Genomic DNA, 19763 nt, shown 5'->3' on the forward strand with positions numbered 1-19763 from the left:
TTCACATAAAAGAGGAGTAGAAATATGGCAAAACAGACCTGGAAACCAGGCAATATGCTTTATCCCCTTCCAGCTGTGATGGTCAGCGTTACAGACGGAGAGGGCAACGATAATATCATAACGGTGGCGTGGGCTGGTACTGTGTGCACTAACCCGCCAATGGTAAGCATTTCCGTTCGTCCCAGCAGATTTTCCTACGACATGATCTGCAAGACGAAGGAATTTGTCCTGAACCTTACCACAGAGGAGCTGGCATACGCTACCGATTACTGCGGTGTGCGCTCCGGCAGAGATGTAGACAAATTCCAGGAGCTTCATCTTACCAAAGAAAAGGCAGATCATGTGAAAGCACCAATGATCGGAGAGTCACCTGTAAATATCGAATGCAAGGTGAAAAAGATTGAGAAGCTTGGTTCCCATCACATGTTTCTTGCTGAGGTTGTGGCAGTGCATGCGGATGAAGCCTACATGGATAAAAACAATAAATTCCAGCTGAATCAATCCAAACTGATGGTGTATTCCCATGGAGAATATCTGGGCCTTGGCAAAAAGCTGGGCACGTTCGGATACAGCGTAAAGAAGGGGAAAAAACGCGCAAAAACCCGAAATAGGTAACAATTTCTTAATGGGATTGCAATAATGTTTATTCTGTGTTATTATTAAAGGGAATATCGAATGAAAATAAATAATATTACATTAATTGGAATGCCCGGTGCAGGTAAAAGCACTCTGGGCGTTGTTCTTGCGAAAATACTTGGATATGAATTTTTAGATTCAGATCTTTTAATACAAAAAGAAGAAAAAAGACGTCTTTATCAGATCATTGATGAAGAAGGCGAAGAAGGTTTCAAGGCCATCGAGAACCGTGTAAATGCGTCTATAGAAACGGAAGACACTGTAATTGCTACCGGAGGAAGCGTGGTATACTGCAGTGAAGCGATGGAGCATTTGAAATCAATTGGAAAAGTAGTGTATCTCAGACTTTCCTTGGAGTCTCTTGAGAAAAGACTTGGAAATCTTAAGAAAAGAGGCGTACTTTTGAAGGAAGGGCAGACTCTTAAGAGTCTGTATGAAGAGCGTGTTCCCTTATACGAGAAGTATGCAGACATTGTGGTAGATGAAGAGGGGAAAGATTTGGAAGCAAGTCTGCAGGCACTTTTGGAAACACTACAGAAAGAAATAAATAAGTAACTTGGCAGGCTGCTGTTTATGGTGGTCTGTTTGAACTGTAGACAGAGGAGAGCCAGGAGCTCGTGGAGTAAGAATAATAGAGGTGTGTTATGGAACAGTATGTGATTAAAGGTGGAAATCCGCTTGTAGGTGAAGTGGAGATAGCAGGTGCGAAGAATGCTGCCCTTGCTATTTTATCAGCAGCTATCATGACGGATGAGACCATCCTGATCGAGAATCTGCCTGACGTTAGAGACATCAATGTTTTACTTGAAGCAATTGCAGGAATCGGTGCACAGGTTGACCGAATTGACAAGTCAACAGTTAAGATCAATGGTTCTACCATTGGGGATGTAAGTGTAGATTATGAGTACATTAAGAAGATTCGTGCATCATACTATCTTCTTGGTGCTTTGCTTGGCAAATATAAAAGAGCGGAAGTTCCGCTTCCAGGCGGATGCAATATTGGAAGCCGTCCAATCGACCAGCATCTGAAAGGATTCAGAGCCCTTGGTGCCAAGGTGGATATTCTTCACGGCGCAATTGTTGCAGAGGCAGCGAATCTTCATGGCAGCCATATTTTCCTTGATGTGGTTTCCGTTGGAGCGACGATTAACATTATGATGGCAGCATCCCTGGCACCAGGCCGCACGATTATTGAGAATGCAGCCAGAGAGCCTCACGTTGTAGACGTTGCCAATTTCCTGAACAGCATGGGTGCCAATATTAAGGGTGCAGGTACAGATGTGATCCGTATCAAAGGTGTGGAGAAGCTTCACCGTACCGAATATTCCATTATTCCGGATCAGATCGAGGCTGGAACTTTTATGTTCGCGGCAGCAGCTACTGGCGGAGATGTGACTGTAAGAAACGTGATCCCGAAGCATCTTGAGGCTACCACAGCCAAGCTTGAGGAGATTGGATGCGAGGTACAGGAGTTTGATGATGCAGTACGTGTACGCGCTGTGAACAGACTTCATCGTACTCATGTGAAGACTCTTCCATATCCGGGATATCCTACAGATATGCAGCCCCAGATTGCAGTGACACTGGCACTTGCAGAAGGCACCAGTATTGTAACAGAGAGTATTTTTGAGAATCGTTTCAAATATGCAGACGAGCTTTCCAGAATGGGTGCATGCATTAAGGTTGAGGGTAATTCCGCAATCATTGATGGTGTGGAGAAGCTGACAGGTGCAAGAGTAAGCGCACCGGATCTTCGTGCAGGAGCAGCCCTTGTAATTGCAGGCCTTGCAGCAGAGGGAATCACCATTGTGGATGATATTGTTTATATTCAGCGTGGATATGAGAATTTTGAGGAGAAGCTCCGCAGCCTGGGTGCTGAGATCGAGCGCGTTTCCAGCGAGAAAGAGATCCAGAAATTCCGTCTTCGCGTAGGTTGATAGGAAGGAATTTATAAGGGATTTGTTACAAAATAGTCAAATCCTCTTAAATGTCTATTGACATTTATAAGCAATCAGTATATTGTATTGCTTGCAACAGGAAAACTGAAGAATAGCCTTTTATTCAGAGTGGTGGAGATACATAGGATCTATGAAGCCACGGCAACCCCTTGAAGAAGAGGAAGGTGCCAACCTGAGCGAGTAATCGAACAATAAGAGGATTGTTTATATAAACGTCATTTATAAGACAGTCCGCTTGTCCGGGCTGTTCTTTTTTTGCGGGAAATGCAAATCCCGTTCAACGAAGAAAGGAAAAAAATAAGAAATGGAAAATAAGGAGAAAATTTTATTTACATCCGAGTCTGTAACTGAAGGTCATCCGGACAAAATCTGTGATGCGATTTCCGATGCTATTCTGGATGCACTGATTGCACAGGATCCAATGAGCCGTGTAGCCTGCGAGACTGCTACCACTACAGGTCTTGTTCTGGTTATGGGAGAGATCACTTCCAAAGCAAACATTGACATTCAGTCTATCGTAAGAGAAACAATCCGTGAAATTGGTTACACCCGTGGAAAATTCGGATTTGATGCAGATACCTGCGCAGTTATCACAGCACTGGACAAGCAGTCCACAGATATTGCAATGGGTGTTGATAAAGCACTTGAGCAGAAGGAAAACCAGATGGATGAGGACGAGCTTGATTCTATCGGAGCTGGCGACCAGGGCATCCAGTTTGGTTATGCTTCCAATGAGACAGAAGAGTACATGCCATATGCAATCAACATGGCACATAAGCTTGCACGTCAGCTGACTAAGGTTCGTAAAGACGGCACTCTGAAATACTTAAGACCAGATGGAAAAACACAGGTAACTGTAGAGTATGATGAGAATGGCAAGCCATTCCGTATTGATGCAGTTGTATGCTCTACCCAGCATGATCCGGATGTAACGCAGGAGCAGATCCATGCAGACATCAAAAAATATGTATTCGATGAGATCATTCCGGCTGATATGGTAGATGAGGATACCAAGTACTTTATCAATCCTACCGGACGTTTCGTAATCGGAGGACCAAACGGAGACAGCGGTCTGACAGGACGTAAGATTATCGTTGATACTTATGGCGGAACAGGTCGTCATGGCGGCGGAGCTTTCTCCGGAAAAGACTGCACAAAGGTTGACCGTTCTGCGGCTTATGCAGCACGTTATGTTGCAAAGAACATTGTTGCAGCAGGACTTGCTGACAAGTGCGAGATCCAGCTTTCCTATGCAATCGGTGTTGCACACCCAACATCTGTTCATGTAGAGACATTTGGAACTGGTAAAGTATCTGATTCCAAACTGGTAGAGATCATTCGTGAGAACTTTGATCTTCGTCCGGCTGGAATTATCAAGATGCTTGATCTTCGCCGTCCGATCTACAAACAGACTTCTGCTTACGGACACTTTGGCCGTACAGATGTAGACCTTCCATGGGAGCACCTGGACAAGGTTGAGAATCTGAAAAAATATCTTGCTTAATTTATCAGGGGCTGCAGCTATTGCTGCGCTGTGCAAGTGAGAAATTTGTTATCCATAATAGCCTGGGAGAGACTTGAGAGAGTTTTTTCCAGGCTTTTTTGTTGTAAAAAATAATTCTACGTTTGTAGAAAAAACTCTTGACATTTTATTTCTACAGTTGTAGTATATAACCATCTTCTACAAAAGTAGAATGATAACAGGAGGAAACGCGTATGAAAAGGAGAAATTTATTAACAACAATTATGGCAGCTGTTATGGCTGTAGTTATGATAAATACTGCGGCAGGATGCGGAGAGACCAGCGGTCAGACCACAGCACCTGCAGCATCCAGTCAGAGTGCTTCTAAGAGTGAATCTGGCACTGCGCAGAAGAGTGAGGCGAAATCCAGGACGAATAATGTGCCAAGCTCTGCTGCAGCAAAAGCCGCTTCCACTGATAAAAATTCCAGTGAAAATATCCAGAAAACGACTTCCTTTAAGCTTTATATCACTTCGAAGGATGGCGTGAATGTGAGACAGAAGCCATCTACCAGTGCGGACTCTCTTGGTCTTGGGGATTATGGAAGCTCCTATACCTGTGAAGGCTCTGTTATGGGGGAGGACGGTTCATCCTGGTATCAGATCAGTTATCTGGGTCAGACTGGGTATGTGGCAACTGCATATGCATCAAAGAATGATCCTTTTGGCAGCAGCTCTGAGAAAAAGGACACATCCGCCGGTTCCGCTGCTTCTAATTCCGGGAATACAGCAGGAACTGCTGACGAGGATGACCCGGATGGGGAAGCTTATCTGAATCTGCGGACCATATATCTGACTTCAGAAGATGGAACCGTGGTGGCAATTAAAGAGCAGACCAACGGCGATTATGCATACCGCGATGACAGCGGCGTTGGCTATGTTGCCATTGATGAGGATACCCAGTGGAAGGATCAGTACGGAAATACCTATTCTGTTTTGAATGATGAAACACATCGTTTTGGAATTGTAATGGAACAACATACCATTACATCATCTGACGGCACGACGGTTACCGTTACCGAAAAAGCAGATGGCGAATATCACTACCGTGATGACAATGGAACTGGTTATACCGACAATGGCGATGGAACCTGGACCGACGAAAATGGAAATTCTTATACGGAGTAATTGAATATACAAGTTAGCCCTTTACAGGGAAATTCCCCTTTATAAAAACTGTCCTTCTTGCGGGCAGTTTTTTTCTTGCCTGGAATGTGCTTTACGCCGGTCCATTTTTTTAATAGAAAATTTAGAGATGGAAATGCAGCTTTATGCTATAATTCTAATATGATGCCGGGAAAAGCTGACTTTCATATATTGTGATGGCGTCGGCTGGCAATATGTCCGCTTGGCCCGGAGATTATGACAGACAAAAAGAGGAGAAAGCTGCTATGAAGCTGAAAACAAGAATTATTCTGGGATTCACCATGATTATTCTGATGCCGCTGCTCTTATTCGCTGCTACCCTATATGGCTTCAGCCAGTCACAGAAAACGCAGGTTCAGACGGAAAGTGACGGCACAGTCTATGATATTTCCATAATAGATTCAGCAGACAGCCAGGGCAGGGTGCATGTGATGGCCAAGGACCTTTTTATCAGTGCATTTATTATTCTGATTTCTGTTGCGCTTGTGGTTGGTCTGTGGGTGTACCGAAGCATTGCCGTACCGCTGGTGAAACTAAAAAAAGCGACGCAGAATATCAAAGAGGGAAATCTTGACTTCGTCCTGGATGTGGAAGGAAATGATGAATTTTCAGAGCTATGCCAGGATTTTGAGGAGATGCGCCGCCGTCTGAAGGAATCCACAGAAGAGAAAAATCTCATTGAAAAAGAGAATAAAGAACTGATCAGTAATATTTCCCATGATCTGAAGACCCCCATCACAGCGGTAAAAGGCTATATAGAGGGAATCATGGACGGAGTTGCAGACACACCGGAGAAAATGGACCGTTATGTGCGCACCATCTATAATAAGACCAACGAGATGGACCACCTGATCAACGAACTGACCTTTTATTCTAAAATTGATACCAACCGCATTCCCTATACCTTCAGTAAGCTGAATGTAGAGGATTATTTTGCAGACTGCGCAGAAGAAGTAGGACTGGAACTGGAAACCCAGGGAATCGAACTGGTATATGCCAATTATGTGGAAAAGGACGTTATGGTAATCGCTGATGGAGAACAGATCCGGCGAGTTATACATAATATTATCAGCAATGCTATAAAATACATGGATAAGCCAAAGGGAATTATCCAGATTCGAATTAAGGATGTGGGCGATTTCATCCAGATTGAGATCGAAGACAATGGAAAGGGAATCGGGCCGAAGGACCTGCCTTATATTTTTGACCGTTTTTACCGCACGGATGTTTCCAGAAATTCTTCCAAGGGCGGAAGCGGAATCGGTCTTTCCATTGTGAAGAAGATTCTGGAAGATCACGGCGGCAAGGTCTGGGCCACAAGCCGGCTTGGAATCGGCACTATTATGTATTTTGTACTTAGAAAATACCAGGAGGTACCAATGAAATGAGCAGAATACTAATCATAGAAGATGAAGAAGCAATTGCGGAGCTTGAGAAAGATTATCTGGAGCTTTCCGGATTTGAGGTGGTTATTTCCAACAGAGGAGACCTGGGGCTTGAGAAAGCATTGAACGAGGATTTTGATCTGATCATTCTGGATCTGATGCTGCCTGAGGTGGATGGATTTGAAATCTGCCGTCAGGTAAGGGAAGCTAAGAATACTCCGATCATTATGGTCTCCGCCAAGAAGGATGACATTGATAAGATTCGCGGATTGGGACTTGGAGCAGATGATTATATGACCAAGCCTTTTAGCCCAAGTGAGCTTGTGGCGAGAGTAAAGGCACATATGGACCGCTATAACCGTCTGATCGGTTCCACGGTACAGAAGAATGACACGATTGAGATTCGCGGAATTAAGATTGATAAAACTGCCCGCCGTGTGTGGGTGAATGGGGAAGAGACTACTTTCACCACTAAGGAATTTGATCTCCTTACATTCCTGGCGGAGAATCCAAACCGGGTATTTACCAAGGAAGAGCTTTTCCGTGAAATCTGGGATATGGAGTCTGTGGGAGACATTGCCACCGTTACCGTCCATATCAAGAAAATCCGTGAGAAAATCGAATATAACAATGCGAAGCCGCAGTACATTGAAACAATATGGGGAGTTGGATACCGATTTAAAATGTAAAGTCCTGAAATTACAGGCAGACAGAGAGGTAAAATGGAAAGACTGTATAAAGAACTGGAGAACTACGGCAACTCAGATTTTTATCCGTTTCACATGCCTGGACATAAGAGAAATAAGGCATGCGTGGAGGGGGATTTTCCCATTGAGAGGGATATTACAGAGATAGATGGATTTGACGACCTGCATCACAGTGAGGGCATCCTTCTGGAAGCCCAGAATGCACTTTCCCGTTTATACGGAACGAAGAGAAGCTTTTTCAGTGTAAATGGAAGCACGGCAGGGTTATTGGCTGCGATTTCTGCATCTGTGAAAAAGGGCGGTCGGATTTTGACAGCCCGCAATTGCCATAAGGCAGTTTATCATGCAATTTATCTGCGAGACCTGGTGCCCACGTATATTTATCCACAATCCGATTCAGATTTGGGGATAAACGGCGCTATTTCCGTATCCCGTGTGGAAAGATGCCTGGAGGAGAATCCGGATATTGAAGCGGTTCTCATTACATCACCTACTTATGACGGTGTGGTGTCGGATGTGCGAAGGATTGCAGATGTTGCCCACAGTTATGGGATTCCGTTGATTGTTGACGAGGCGCATGGGGCACATTTCCGGTTTTCGGACTATTTTCCGGCTTCGGCAGTGGACCTTGGTGCAGATGTAGTGATCCAGAGCTTTCACAAGACACTGCCTGCTATGACCCAGACTGCAGTGCTCCATCTCTGCAGCGACCGTGTAAGTGAGAAGCTGATCTGCAGATTCCTGGGAATTTATGAGACAAGCAGTCCGTCTTATATTCTTATGTCCAGTCTGGACGCCTGTGTGGCAAAGCTGGAGAAAGACAGCGGACGGATGTTTGATGAATTTGCAGAAAATCTGGAGACTGCACGGAAGCAATTAAGTAACTGTGAATATATCCGTTTGTTCCAGGCACCAGACGAGAAATCCGGGGAAAAGGATGCGCAGGACAGAACGGAAATATTTGCCTATGACAGATCCAAGCTGATTTTATCAACAGTCCACAGCACTTTGAACGGACCAGGGCTTTCCCGGATCCTTCGCGAGAAGTACCATCTGGAAGTGGAGATGACTACGGAGAACTATGTGCTTGCACTGGCAGCAGTTGGCGATACCAGAGAGGGATTTTCGCGGCTTTGCAGGGCGGTAGAAGAAATTGACCGTCAGGAAGCGCAGAAAATAATAAGTGAATCAGACGCAGGAAAACAGGAATACAGGGAAAGTAAACCGGATGTTTGCCAGAGCTGTGAGGGAGAAGCGCGCACAGATGAGCGCAGAAATGGAGACTGCACCTGCAAATGCGGCTCTATGAAACAGCTGATGTCCATTTCCCAGGCCATGGAGGCGCAGGCTCAGTTTTGCCTTCTGGAAGAGAGCATTGGGAAAATTTCCGCGGAGTTTGTGTATCTTTATCCCCCGGGAATTCCTATTATCGTGCCAGGAGAGCAGATCACTGGACTTTTTGTCCGGAATGTGAGAAGATGCAGGGAGCAGGGGCTGAATCTTTATGGACTCTGCGGTGAGAATGAAGAATCAATTTGCGTAGTAAAGGAGCAGGCAGAGGTGTAATCCCCTGCCTGAATAATTATGGGAAAAATATTTTACATTATGGGAAAAAGCGCATCCGGGAAGGATCATATCTATGCCAGACTGGCTGCACATGAGGAGCTTGGACTGAAAAAACTGGTTTTGTATACAACCCGTCCGATCCGGGCGGAGGAAGAAGACGGCAAACAGTATTATTTTGTGGATGATAAGAAGCTGAAAGAGTTTCAGGAGAAGGGCTGTGTAATTGAAGCACGTGCCTATCATACGGTACACGGAATCTGGACTTATTTTACAGCAGATGACGGACAGGTGAATCTGGACGCATCAGATTATCTGGGAATCGGTACCCTGGAATCTTATGTGAAAATGAGAGAATACTATGGGGAAGAGGCACTTTGCCCAATCTATATTGAAGTGGAGGACGGAGAGCGTCTTGCAAGAGCGTTGAATAGGGAGAGAAGCCAGAAGACACCCCGCTATGAGGAAATGTGCAGAAGATTTCTGGCAGACCAGGAGGATTTTTCCGAAGAAAAAATTGCTGCTGCCGGGATTAAGAAAAGATTCCAGAATATCGATCTGGAAAAATGCGTGGAAGAAATTGCACAGTATATCAAAGGCTGACATTACAGAGCACAGACACAGATTTAAACTGCATTGTACACACATTTATAACCCGAAATTCAGAATTATTTCACAAAAAACTATGGCATGATTTTGTCGTACATGATAGAATTAGAACGAGAATACAGTCAGACTGTATTTGTACAAAAAGTTACTATAAAGTAACCAAAATGATAGGGTGAGGTGATTCCAATGTTAGGGTTTAATGACATTATAGGACATGAAGAAATTATCAGGCATTTGAAGAATGCTATAGAGACGGAGAAAGTGTCCCATTCTTATATTTTTACAGGTGACCCTGGTTCTGGAAAGAAGCTGCTGGCAGGAACCTATGCCATGACGCTGCAGTGTGAAGAAGGCGGTACAGAGCCGTGCGGACACTGCGATTCCTGTAAGAAGGCCATTGGCAAGAATCATCCGGATATCATTATGGTGACCCATGAGAAGCCAAATGTCATTACCATTGACGAGATCAGGGAACAGGTTATCAATGATGTAGATATTAAGCCTTACTGCAGTCCGCATAAGATCTATATCATAGCAGACGCGGAGATGCTGAATCCTCAGGCGCAGAATGCCCTTCTGAAGACCATCGAGGAGCCGCCGGAATATGCTGTGATCATGCTTCTTACAAGCAATATAGATGCACTGCTGCCCACCATCCGTTCAAGATGCGTGCGTCTTGACCTGAAGGTAGTAGATGACGGTCTTGTGAAGAAATACCTTATGGAGCATCTTCATATACCGGATTATCAGGCTGAAATTGATGCGTCCTACGCTCATGGAAGCATTGGCAAGGCGAAGAAAGCTGCTACTTCCCAGGAATTTGCAGACATGACCCAGAATGCCCTTCGTATTCTGAAGAATGCAGATAACATGGAGGTCTATGAGCTTACAGAAGCCATTAAGGAGCTTTCCAATGACAAGCAGAACATTGGAGATTACCTGGATCTTTTCCAGTTCTGGTTCCGTGATGTACTGATGTTTAAGGCTACACGGGAAGTAGATAATCTTGTTTTCAAACAGGAAATAAATTATATAAGGGAACAGGCAAGCCAGCGTTCCTATGAGAATCTGGAGAAAATTCTGGATGCACTGGAGAAGACTAAGGTACGTCTTCGCGCCAATGTAAATACAGAACTTGCCCTTGAGCTTTTGTTCCTTACAATCAGGGAGAAATAGAATGGCAAAAGTAGTAGGCGTAAGATTTCGGAATGTAGGTAAGATTTATTACTTCAATCCGAAGAACTATAAAATGAAGCCGGGCGATCACGTAATCGTTGAGACTGCCCGCGGTGTTGAGTATGGAAAGGTGGTGCTTGCACCTAAGGAGGTAGCAGATGACCAGGTAGTACATCCTCTGAAGGAAGTGCTCCGCGTAGCGACTCCGGATGATGACGATAGAGAGAAATACAACAGAGAGCGCGAGAAGGATGCGTTCAAGATCTGCCAGAAGAAGATCCGTGAGCACGGTCTTGAAATGAAGCTGATTGACGCAGAATACACCTTTGACAATAACAAGGTCCTGTTTTATTTTACAGCAGATGGCAGAATTGATTTCCGTCAGCTGGTTAAGGATCTGGCATCTATTTTCAAAACCAGAATCGAGCTTCGCCAGATCGGTGTAAGAGATGAGACCAAGATTCTGGGCGGAATCGGAATTTGCGGCAGATGTCTTTGCTGCCATACCTACCTTTCCGAGTTTGCTCCGGTATCCATCAGAATGGCCAAGGAACAGAATCTTTCTCTGAATCAGACCAAGATTTCAGGTGTCTGCGGAAGACTGATGTGCTGTCTGAAGAATGAGCAGGAGACTTATGAGGAGCTGAACCGCAGACTTCCGGGAATTGGAGATACTGTTACCACACCAGATGGAATCCAGGGCAATGTACAGAGTGTAAATGTACTTCGCCAGCTGGTGAAGGTTGTTGTGGAAATCGGCGATGAGAAAGAGATTCAGGAGTTCCCTGTAGCGGAACTGAAATTCCGTTCCAGAAAGAAGAAAGTGAAGGTTTCCGAACAGGAAATGAAGGAACTGCAGGATCTTGAAGACAAAAAGGGAGATTCCAAATTAAATGATTAATGATCTTGTGAAGGAGAATGAACGTGTGGATGACTTGCAGAATGGATATTACATTATCCAGGATCCACAGAAATTCTGCTTCGGTATGGACGCTGTTCTGTTATCTGGATTTGCCAGAGTGAAGAAAGGGGAGAAGGTTCTTGATATGGGAACCGGAACCGGGATCATCCCGGTGCTCCTTGCATCCAAGACACCAGGAGAGCATTTCACTGGTCTGGAGATTCAGGAAGAATGTGCCGAAATGGCGGCAAGAAGTGTGAAATACAATAACATGGAGGACAGGGTCAGTATCAGACAAGGCGATATCAAAGAGGCTGCCGGCATTTTCGGGGCAGCTTCTTTTCATGTTGTGACATGCAATCCGCCTTATATGATCGGCCAGCATGGGCTGACCAATCCTCATATGCCCAAGGCAATTGCCAGACATGAGATTTTGTGCACCCTTGAGGATGTGGTAAGCCAGGCTGCTAAGCTTCTGGGGGACAGGGGCCGTTTTTATATGGTGCACCGGCCCTTCAGGCTTACGGAAATTATGAATGTGCTGACGAAGTACAAGCTGGAACCGAAGCGAATGCAGCTGGTTTACCCATATATAGACCGGGAACCGAACATGGTACTGATTGAGGCCCTTAAGGGCGGAAATTCCAGAATCACAGTGGAAAGACCGCTGATCGTCTATGAGAAGCCGGGAGTTTATACAAAGGAAATCCTGGAAATGTATGATATGGTCTGATCCGACAGCAGAAGAATGCTGTAATGACGGATCGGAAACAGAGCCGATTGCAGAAGGGAGAACAGGATATGAGCGGTAAATTATATTTATGCGCCACGCCTATAGGAAATCTGGAGGACATTACCTTGCGGGTTCTCAGAACACTGAAGGAAGTGGATCTGATCGCAGCAGAGGATACCAGAAACAGTATCAAGCTGCTGAATCATTTTGACATAAAAACACCGATGACCAGCTATCACGAATACAACAAGGTGGAGAAAGCATACACACTGATTGACAAGATGCGTTCCGGTGTGAATGTAGCGCTTATTACAGATGCAGGAACTCCTGGCATTTCAGATCCGGGAGAAGTGCTTGTTGCCATGTGTTATGAGGCTGGCATTGAAGTGACATCCCTGCCAGGTCCTGCTGCCTGCATTACAGCGCTTACCCTGTCGGGCCTTTCTACCCGCAGGTTTGCTTTTGAGGCCTTTTTACCGCCTGACAAGAAGGAGCGCAAGGCAATTCTGGAAGAGCTGAAAAGTGAGACGAGGACCATCATTCTCTATGAGGCACCCCATCATCTTGTAGGCACTTTAGAGGAGCTTTATGAGACTCTGGGCAACCGCAGGATGACTCTTTGCCGAGAGCTTACCAAAAAGCACGAGACCGCATTTTGCAGTACTATTAAGGATCTGCTGGATTTTTATCAGGACCAGAAGCCCCTTGGTGAATGCGTTCTTGTAATTGAGGGAAAAAGCCGCGAGGAGATTCGGGAAGAAGAAAAAGCAGCATGGGAAGAGATGTCCATTTCCCAGCATATGGAAGTTTATGAGAAGCAGGGAATTGCCCGCAAGGAGGCAATGAAACTGGTTGCCAAAGACCGCGGCGTGACCAAAAGAGAGATTTATCAGGCTTTGCTGGAAATAAAATAGAAAAACTATAGGAAACATGTAAAAAAAGGCGTATTTTTGACGGATATTCGTTGAAAATACGGCCTTTTTTTTACATGCGGAAATGGCTTTTAACTGGCAAAAACGGGGATTTTGTGATATAATAAATTAGTATTTTTATGCACAAAAACAGGAATGAAATCTGGCAGCAGAGCAATGCCATAAATTCCTGTGGTTTTGAATAGATGATAACAGGAGGAATATCATGGGCGAAACAAATACGGAATACGGAGCGGACCAAATCCAGATTCTGGAGGGCCTGGAAGCCGTACGTAAGAGACCGGGTATGTACATTGGAAGTACATCCAGCCGCGGTCTGCACCACCTTGTATATGAAATCGTGGACAATGCCGTAGATGAGGCACTGGCCGGTTACTGTACAGAAATCAATGTAGCAATCAATCCTGATAACTCCATCACAGTTGTAGACAACGGACGAGGCATTCCGGTTGGAATTAATCATAAAGCCGGTATTCCGGCAGTAGAGGTTGTATTTACTATTCTTCATGCCGGAGGTAAATTCGGCGGTGGAGGATACAAGGTATCCGGCGGTCTTCACGGTGTTGGAGCTTCGGTCGTTAATGCACTGTCTGAGTGGCTGGAAGTTTCCATCTGCAGAGATGGAAAGAGGTATGAGCAGCGTTACGAGCGCGGCAAGACAATGTATCCGCTGAAGGAAGCTGGAGAGTGTGGGGATGCTACAGGAACAACCGTTACTTTCCTTCCGGACAAGCAGATTTTTGAGGAGACCGTATACGATTATGACATTCTCAAGCAGCGCCTCCGTGAGATGGCTTTCCTTACCAAAGGCCTGAAGATTATCCTTGTAGATAAGCGTGAGGGCATGGAGCGTGAGAAAACCTTCCACTACGAGGGCGGTATCCGTGAGTTTGTAACTTATCTGAACAGAAGCAAGGAAGCTCTGTACCCGGAGATTATTTACTGTGAGGGCGAGAAGGACGGCGTAGCCGTAGAAGTTGCCATGCAGCACAATGATTCCTACACAGAGAATACCTACGGATTTGTAAACAACATCAATACCCCTGAGGGCGGTACTCATATCACAGGTTTCCGAAACGCTATTACCAATACTTTTAATGACTATGCAAGAAAGAACAAGCTTCTGAAGGACAGCGAGCCGAATCTTTCCGGTGATGATATCCGAGAGGGCCTGACAGCCATTGTCAGCGTCAAGATCGGCAATCCCCAGTTCGAAGGCCAGACCAAGCAGAAACTGGGCAACAGCGAGGCCAGAGGCGCTGTAGACAGCGTTGTAAGCAAGCAGCTGGAGATTTTCCTGGAGCAGAATCCTACAGTAGCCAAGGCGACTGTAGAGAAGTCCGTACTTGCACAAAGAGCAAGGGAAGCTGCACGTAAGGCCCGTGACCTGACCAGAAGAAAGTCTGCCCTTGACAGCATGTCCCTTCCAGGAAAGCTTGCGGACTGTTCCGACAAGAACCCTGAGAACTGCGAGATCTACATCGTAGAGGGAGATTCTGCGGGCGGTTCTGCGAAGACAGCGCGTAACCGTGCCACACAGGCAATCCTGCCTCTTCGCGGTAAGATTCTGAACGTTGAGAAAGCCCGTCTTGATAAGATTTATGCAAACAAAGAGATCAAGGCAATGATCACTGCTTTTGGAACCGGAATCCATGAGGATTTCGATATTTCCAAGCTGAGATACCACAAGATTATTATTATGACAGATGCCGATGTTGACGGTGCCCACATTGCCACGCTGCTTCTTACATTCCTGTACAGATTTATGCCGGAACTGATCAAGCAGGGCTATGTATATCTGGCGCAGCCGCCTCTTTACAAAATCGAGAAAAACAAAAAAGTCTGGTATGCTTATGATGATGATGAGCTCAATGCCATTCTGACAGAAATCGGACGAGATTCCAACAACAAGATCCAGCGTTACAAAGGTCTGGGAGAGATGGATGCCGAGCAGCTTTGGGAAACCACTATGGATCCGGAGAAACGTATTCTTCTTCGCGTAACAATGGATGAGGCTGCAACCTCTGAAATTGACCTTGTATTTACCACACTGATGGGTGACAAGGTAGAGCCGAGACGTGAGTTTATCGAAGAAAATGCGCGTTTTGTAAAGAATCTGGATATCTAGGAGAGATAAAACAATATGGATGACAAGATTTTTGACCAGGTCCATGAGGTGGATCTGGAGAAAACCATGAAAGAATCCTACATCGAGTATGCCATGAGCGTTATCGCTTCACGAGCACTTCCAGATGTAAGAGATGGTTTGAAGCCGGTACAGCGTAGAGTGCTGTACTCTATGATTGAATTGAACAACGGTCCGGACAAGCCCCATCGTAAGTGTGCCCGTATCGTTGGTGATACCATGGGTAAATATCACCCTCATGGTGACAGCTCTATCTACGGAGCACTTGTAAATATGGCACAGGACTGGTCTTTCCGCTATCCGCTGGTTGACGGACATGGAAACTTTGGTTCTGTGGATGGTGACGGCGCCGCTGCTATGCGATATACAGAGGCACGTCTCAGCAAGATTTCCATGGAGATGCTTGCTGACATCAACAAAGATACCGTTGATTTCCAGCCGAACTTTGATGAAACCGAGAGAGAGCCAAAGGTTCTCCCGTCCCGTTTCCCCAACCTTCTGGTAAATGGAACCACAGGTATTGCCGTTGGTATGGCTACTAACATTCCGCCTCACAATCTTCGTGAGGTTATTAATGCTGTGGTAAAAATTATTGACAATACCATTGAAGAGCAGAGAGAAACTACCATGGAGGAGCTTCTTGACGTTGTAAAAGGTCCGGATTTCCCTACTGGAGCCACCATTCTTGGAAGAAGGGGAATCGAGGAAGCATACCGTACCGGACGCGGCAAGATCCGTGTTCGTGCAGTCTCCAACATCGAGACCCTGCCAAACGGCAAGTCCCGTATTATCGTTACAGAGCTTCCATACCTGGTAAATAAGGCACGTCTGATCGAGAAAATCGCAGAACTTGTCCGCGATAAGAAGATTGACGGAATTACAGACCTGAACGATCATTCCAGCCGTGAGGGCATGCGGATCTGCATTGATCTTCGTAAGGATGCCAACGCAAACGTTGTTCTGAATCAGCTGTACAAGCATACCCAGCTGCAGGATACCTTTGGCGTAATCATGCTTTGCGTGGTTCCTCAGGGTGACAGTCTGGTACCGAAGGTGCTGAATCTGAAAGAGCTTCTGGAGCATTATCTTGCCCATCAGGAAGATGTTGTAACCAGAAGAACCAAATACGACCTGAATAAGGCACAGGAGCGTGCACATATTTTAGAGGGTCTGTTAAAGGCACTGGATAACATTGATGAGGTTATCAGGATCATTCGTGCTGCACGTAATGTTCAGATTGCCAAGCAGGAATTAATGGACCGATTTGAACTTACAGATGTACAGGCTCAGGCAATCGTTGATATGCGACTGAGAGCTCTGACAGGTTTGGAAAGAGAAAAGTTGGAAGCAGAATATGCAGAGTTAGAGGAGAAAATCCGCAAATTCCTGGCAATTCTTGCAGACAGAAATCTTCTTCTCCGCGTTGTAAGAGAAGAGATTCTTGCAATTGCTGACAAATATGGTGATGAGAGAAGAACTGCTATTGGATATGATGTATACGATCTTTCCACAGAGGATCTGATTCCAAGGGAAAATACTGTCATTACGATGACCAAGCTTGGCTATATTAAGAGGATGACCGTAGATAATTTCCGCAGCCAAAACAGAGGCGGACGCGGAATCAAGGGAATGCAGACCATTGAAGATGACTATATCGAAGAGCTTCTGATGACCACCACACATCACTATCTGATGTTCTTTACCAATACAGGACGAGTATACCGTCTGAAAGCATATGAGATTCCGGAAGCAGGAAGAACGGCAAGAGGTACGGCAATCGTGAACCTTCTGCAGCTTATGCCGGGAGAACGTATTACAGCGGTAATTCCTATGCGGAATTTCGAGGAAGGCCGTTATCTGGTTATGGCAACCAAGAATGGTCTTGTGAAGAAAACTCCGATGGAAGAGTATGCAAATGTGCGTAAGACCGGACTTGTGGCAATTACCCTTCGAGATGATGACGAGCTGATTGAAGTAAAGGCAACGGATAACAACAAGGATATTATGCTGGTTACCAAGGATGGTATGTGTATCCGGTTTAAAGAAACAGATGTAAGAAGTACTGGAAGAAGTTCCATGGGTGTTCGCGGCATGAACCTGGATCCAGGAGATGAGGTTGTGGCAATGCAGCTGAATTCCCAGGGCGATTACCTTCTTGTCGTATCCGAAAATGGTATGGGCAAACGCACAGCCATGAGTGAGTTTACCTGCCAGAACCGTGGCGGTAAGGGTGTAAAATGCTACAAGATTACCGAAAAGACAGGTAATGTTATCGGTGCCAAAGCCGTGAATGAAGAAAACGAGATTATGATGATTACCACTGAGGGAATTATCATTCGTATTACCTGTGCCGGAATTTCCATTCTTGGAAGAATTACATCTGGTGTGAAGCTGATCAATCTTGATGAGGGTGTAACTGTGGCAAGCCTTGCCAAAGTTCGCGAAAAAGTCGAGGAAAATGCAAACGGCGGCAGCAGTGAGGAGCCTGTGGAAGAAGCAGATGAAAAAGAAAACTAGAATAATCATTCTGGGTATTGTTCTGGTGCTTGCCATGGCAATGTCCGGATGCGGTGTAAACCAGAAATCACCTGAGGGAGTTGTGGAATCCCTTATAAAAGAATACGTAAACGGCAGTGAAAAGAAAGTGAAAAAGTGCTATTCAGGCGGAGACGATGCCAATGAGCTTCTTCAGACGGAAATCGATGCTACGCTTCAGTATTTTGCCGCACACAATCCAACGAAAGTGAAGGTGGAGGAGTGCGATAAGCTTTCTGAGAAAGACAAGTATACTTACGTTTATATTTATTATAACCTGGTTCTGGAAAACAGCCAGGAATATCCATGCGTGGGTACCTACATGGTAGAGAAAAACGGAAGCAAATATTATGTTATGCCGCCGTCTGAGATTACAGATGAACTGAGAACTCAGGCAGCGACAGATTATGCCAAGTTTATGACAACAGATACTTACAAGAATTATACGAAGGCATACAATGTATTTGTGAAAAAGAACCCGGGATATGAAGAAAAAATTGCAAATAAGCTAAACGCAGAGTAAGGGGAGGCTGCTGCAGGATATTAAGATCTTGCAGCAGTCTTTTCTCATATTTCAGAAAGGAACTGCTAAAATGAAAAGAATTATAGTAATGGTTTTGAAAAACATATTATTTGTGCCATATTACTGGATTATGTTAAATTGGTACGCTGCGCATGTGGACCGCTATACAGAAGAACAGCTCTATGCAATGCTGAAAAAAATCGATCACGCGGCCAACCGAGGCGGAAATCTGCATATTGACGCCCACGGTGTGGAAAATATACCTTCAGAAAATGGATTTATATTTTATCCCAATCATCAAGGATTATATGATGTGCTTGCAATCATGGAGGTGTGCCCGGTACCTTTTTCAGTAGTTGCCAAAAAAGAGGTTGGAAATGTTCCGTTCCTGAAACAGGTATTTGCATGTATGAAAGCTTTCCTGATTGACAGGGAAGACATCAAACAGTCCATGCAGGTTATTATCAATGTTACAAAAGAAGTAAAAGCAGGAAGAAACTATCTGATATTTGCAGAGGGAACCAGAAGCAAAAACGGAAATCACCCACAGGAGTTTAAAGGCGGAAGCTTCAAAGCGGCTATGAAGGCAAAGTGCCCGATCGTTCCGGTAGCTCTGATCGATTCCTATAAAGCGTTTGATACCGGATCTGCCAAAATGCTGGATGTACAGATTCATTTCCTGAAGCCGATGGAGTATGAAGAATATAAAGATATGAAATCCACCGAGATTGCAGCTGAAGTAAAAAGAAGAATTGAGGAAACAATCCGGGAAAATGCCAGGGATTTCTAAGGAATTCTGCTAAAAAAGTGGGAAAAATGGCGGAGATAATAAAAAATAAAATAAAATTAGAAAAAACCATTGACAAGGTGAAATATTTTAAGTATAATAACTCATGCGCTGTGAGAAATGCGCACTCCACAATTTAACAGCAGTTAAGTAGTTCGGAGACTGGAGAAGTACTCAAGAGGCCGAAGAGGTGCCCCTGCTAAGGGTATAGGTCGCTAACGCGGCGCGAGGGTTCAAATCCCTCCTTCTCCGTTTTAAATTTTCTAAGATTTATAAAAAATCAAGAAAATTTAAAAAAGTAGTTGACAAACACTTCTACTTATGATAAAGTAGACAAGTCGTCAACAAAGACAAAAACTTCATCAAAAAGTTTTAAAAAAACTTGAAAAAAGTTCTTGACAAACGAAAAGAGATGAGGTAAAATAAACAAGCTGTCGCAAAGAACTGACAGTGAACAACCTTGATAACTAAACAGTGAAACACATACGATTCTCGAAAATTTCTT

17 protein-coding genes, 1 tRNA gene and 1 riboswitch are annotated in these 19763 nt (G+C 44.9%); all 18 genes read left to right on the plus strand.

Features of this window, described 5'->3' with window-relative positions:
- The first annotated feature begins 24 nt into the window (after positions 1–24).
- The 18 genes from DWZ38_RS02305 to DWZ38_RS02390 all read left to right on the plus strand — a co-directional run bounded on the left by DWZ38_RS02305 (position 25) and on the right by DWZ38_RS02390 (position 19510).
- Positions 25–615 carry a flavin reductase family protein gene (locus tag DWZ38_RS02305; protein ID WP_021924421.1) on the plus strand — a complete coding sequence of 197 codons (591 nt, stop codon included), beginning with the start codon at positions 25–27 and terminating at the stop codon, positions 613–615.
- A 60-nt stretch (positions 616–675) separates the two neighbouring features.
- Entirely contained in the window at positions 676–1191 is a 516-nt protein-coding gene (locus DWZ38_RS02310; RefSeq protein ID WP_021924422.1) for a shikimate kinase, read from the plus strand.
- 89 nt (positions 1192–1280) lie between these two features.
- Entirely contained in the window at positions 1281–2573 is a 1293-nt protein-coding gene (locus DWZ38_RS02315) for a UDP-N-acetylglucosamine 1-carboxyvinyltransferase (protein WP_021924423.1), read from the plus strand.
- 117 nt (positions 2574–2690) lie between these two features.
- Positions 2691–2792, plus strand: a riboswitch (SAM riboswitch).
- Positions 2793–2898: 106 nt separating this feature from the next.
- Positions 2899–4098 (plus strand): methionine adenosyltransferase, encoded by a 1200-nt coding sequence (gene metK, locus DWZ38_RS02320; protein WP_021924424.1) that lies wholly within the window; start codon positions 2899–2901, stop codon positions 4096–4098.
- Positions 4099–4310: 212 nt separating this feature from the next.
- Positions 4311–5243: an SH3 domain-containing protein gene (locus DWZ38_RS02325; RefSeq protein ID WP_021924425.1), complete on the plus strand. Its 933-nt coding sequence runs from the start codon at positions 4311–4313 to the stop codon at positions 5241–5243.
- Between the two features lie 263 nt (positions 5244–5506).
- Complete coding sequence (locus DWZ38_RS02330; protein ID WP_021924426.1) at positions 5507–6649, plus strand: HAMP domain-containing sensor histidine kinase; 1143 nt, start codon at positions 5507–5509, stop codon at positions 6647–6649.
- Complete coding sequence (locus DWZ38_RS02335; protein ID WP_021924427.1) at positions 6646–7335, plus strand: response regulator transcription factor; 690 nt, start codon at positions 6646–6648, stop codon at positions 7333–7335. The genes DWZ38_RS02330 and DWZ38_RS02335 overlap by 4 nt, the downstream gene beginning before the upstream one ends.
- Before the next feature lie 33 nt (positions 7336–7368).
- On the plus strand, positions 7369–8919 hold the full coding sequence (locus DWZ38_RS02340; protein WP_021924428.1) for an aminotransferase class I/II-fold pyridoxal phosphate-dependent enzyme: 1551 nt from the start codon (positions 7369–7371) through the stop codon (positions 8917–8919).
- A gap of 18 nt (positions 8920–8937) precedes the next feature.
- The gene (locus tag DWZ38_RS02345; protein ID WP_021924429.1) at positions 8938–9519 is read left to right on the plus strand and encodes a hypothetical protein; all 582 of its coding nucleotides are present in this window, start codon (positions 8938–8940) and stop codon (positions 9517–9519) included.
- Between the two features lie 192 nt (positions 9520–9711).
- Positions 9712–10701 (plus strand): DNA polymerase III subunit delta' C-terminal domain-containing protein, encoded by a 990-nt coding sequence (locus DWZ38_RS02350; protein ID WP_021924430.1) that lies wholly within the window; start codon positions 9712–9714, stop codon positions 10699–10701.
- 1 nt (position 10702) lies between these two features.
- Positions 10703–11602, plus strand: a complete 900-nt coding sequence (locus DWZ38_RS02355) for a stage 0 sporulation family protein (RefSeq protein ID WP_021924431.1) — start codon at positions 10703–10705, stop codon at positions 11600–11602.
- Entirely contained in the window at positions 11595–12335 is a 741-nt protein-coding gene (locus tag DWZ38_RS02360; protein WP_021924432.1) for a tRNA1(Val) (adenine(37)-N6)-methyltransferase, read from the plus strand. Before DWZ38_RS02355 ends, DWZ38_RS02360 begins: the two co-directional genes overlap by 8 nt.
- A 68-nt stretch (positions 12336–12403) precedes the next feature.
- Complete coding sequence (gene rsmI / locus DWZ38_RS02365; RefSeq protein WP_021924433.1) at positions 12404–13249, plus strand: 16S rRNA (cytidine(1402)-2'-O)-methyltransferase; 846 nt, start codon at positions 12404–12406, stop codon at positions 13247–13249.
- 223 nt (positions 13250–13472) lie between these two features.
- Entirely contained in the window at positions 13473–15395 is a 1923-nt protein-coding gene (gene gyrB / locus DWZ38_RS02370) for a DNA topoisomerase (ATP-hydrolyzing) subunit B (RefSeq protein WP_021924434.1), read from the plus strand.
- Between the two features lie 15 nt (positions 15396–15410).
- A complete protein-coding gene (gene gyrA, locus DWZ38_RS02375) occupies positions 15411–17930 on the plus strand; it encodes a DNA gyrase subunit A (protein ID WP_117849624.1) in 2520 nt (839 codons plus the stop codon).
- On the plus strand, positions 17914–18471 hold the full coding sequence (locus tag DWZ38_RS02380) for a hypothetical protein (protein ID WP_021925030.1): 558 nt from the start codon (positions 17914–17916) through the stop codon (positions 18469–18471). Before gyrA ends, DWZ38_RS02380 begins: the two co-directional genes overlap by 17 nt.
- 70 nt (positions 18472–18541) lie before the next feature.
- Entirely contained in the window at positions 18542–19261 is a 720-nt protein-coding gene (locus tag DWZ38_RS02385; protein ID WP_021925029.1) for a lysophospholipid acyltransferase family protein, read from the plus strand.
- Positions 19262–19422: 161 nt separating this feature from the next.
- A tRNA-Ser gene (locus tag DWZ38_RS02390) sits at positions 19423–19510 on the plus strand.
- Positions 19511–19763: the final 253 nt, after the last annotated feature.

This window comes from Ruminococcus sp. AF31-8BH, assembly GCF_003460605.1.
GTDB classification, from domain to species: domain Bacteria; phylum Bacillota; class Clostridia; order Lachnospirales; family Lachnospiraceae; genus Blautia_A; species Blautia_A acetigignens.

Coding starts and splice junctions, on each gene's coding strand:
- DWZ38_RS02305 (WP_021924421.1), top strand. CDS start 25: ATGGCAAAACAGACCTGGAAACCAGGCAATATGCTTTATCCCCTTCCA.
- DWZ38_RS02310 (WP_021924422.1), top strand. CDS start 676: ATGAAAATAAATAATATTACATTAATTGGAATGCCCGGTGCAGGTAAA.
- DWZ38_RS02315 (WP_021924423.1), top strand. CDS start 1,281: ATGGAACAGTATGTGATTAAAGGTGGAAATCCGCTTGTAGGTGAAGTG.
- metK (WP_021924424.1), top strand. CDS start 2,899: ATGGAAAATAAGGAGAAAATTTTATTTACATCCGAGTCTGTAACTGAA.
- DWZ38_RS02325 (WP_021924425.1), top strand. CDS start 4,311: ATGAAAAGGAGAAATTTATTAACAACAATTATGGCAGCTGTTATGGCT.
- DWZ38_RS02330 (WP_021924426.1), top strand. CDS start 5,507: ATGAAGCTGAAAACAAGAATTATTCTGGGATTCACCATGATTATTCTG.
- DWZ38_RS02335 (WP_021924427.1), top strand. CDS start 6,646: ATGAGCAGAATACTAATCATAGAAGATGAAGAAGCAATTGCGGAGCTT.
- DWZ38_RS02340 (WP_021924428.1), top strand. CDS start 7,369: ATGGAAAGACTGTATAAAGAACTGGAGAACTACGGCAACTCAGATTTT.
- DWZ38_RS02345 (WP_021924429.1), top strand. CDS start 8,938: ATGGGAAAAATATTTTACATTATGGGAAAAAGCGCATCCGGGAAGGAT.
- DWZ38_RS02350 (WP_021924430.1), top strand. CDS start 9,712: ATGTTAGGGTTTAATGACATTATAGGACATGAAGAAATTATCAGGCAT.
- DWZ38_RS02355 (WP_021924431.1), top strand. CDS start 10,703: ATGGCAAAAGTAGTAGGCGTAAGATTTCGGAATGTAGGTAAGATTTAT.
- DWZ38_RS02360 (WP_021924432.1), top strand. CDS start 11,595: ATGATTAATGATCTTGTGAAGGAGAATGAACGTGTGGATGACTTGCAG.
- rsmI (WP_021924433.1), top strand. CDS start 12,404: ATGAGCGGTAAATTATATTTATGCGCCACGCCTATAGGAAATCTGGAG.
- gyrB (WP_021924434.1), top strand. CDS start 13,473: ATGGGCGAAACAAATACGGAATACGGAGCGGACCAAATCCAGATTCTG.
- gyrA (WP_117849624.1), top strand. CDS start 15,411: ATGGATGACAAGATTTTTGACCAGGTCCATGAGGTGGATCTGGAGAAA.
- DWZ38_RS02380 (WP_021925030.1), top strand. CDS start 17,914: ATGAAAAAGAAAACTAGAATAATCATTCTGGGTATTGTTCTGGTGCTT.
- DWZ38_RS02385 (WP_021925029.1), top strand. CDS start 18,542: ATGAAAAGAATTATAGTAATGGTTTTGAAAAACATATTATTTGTGCCA.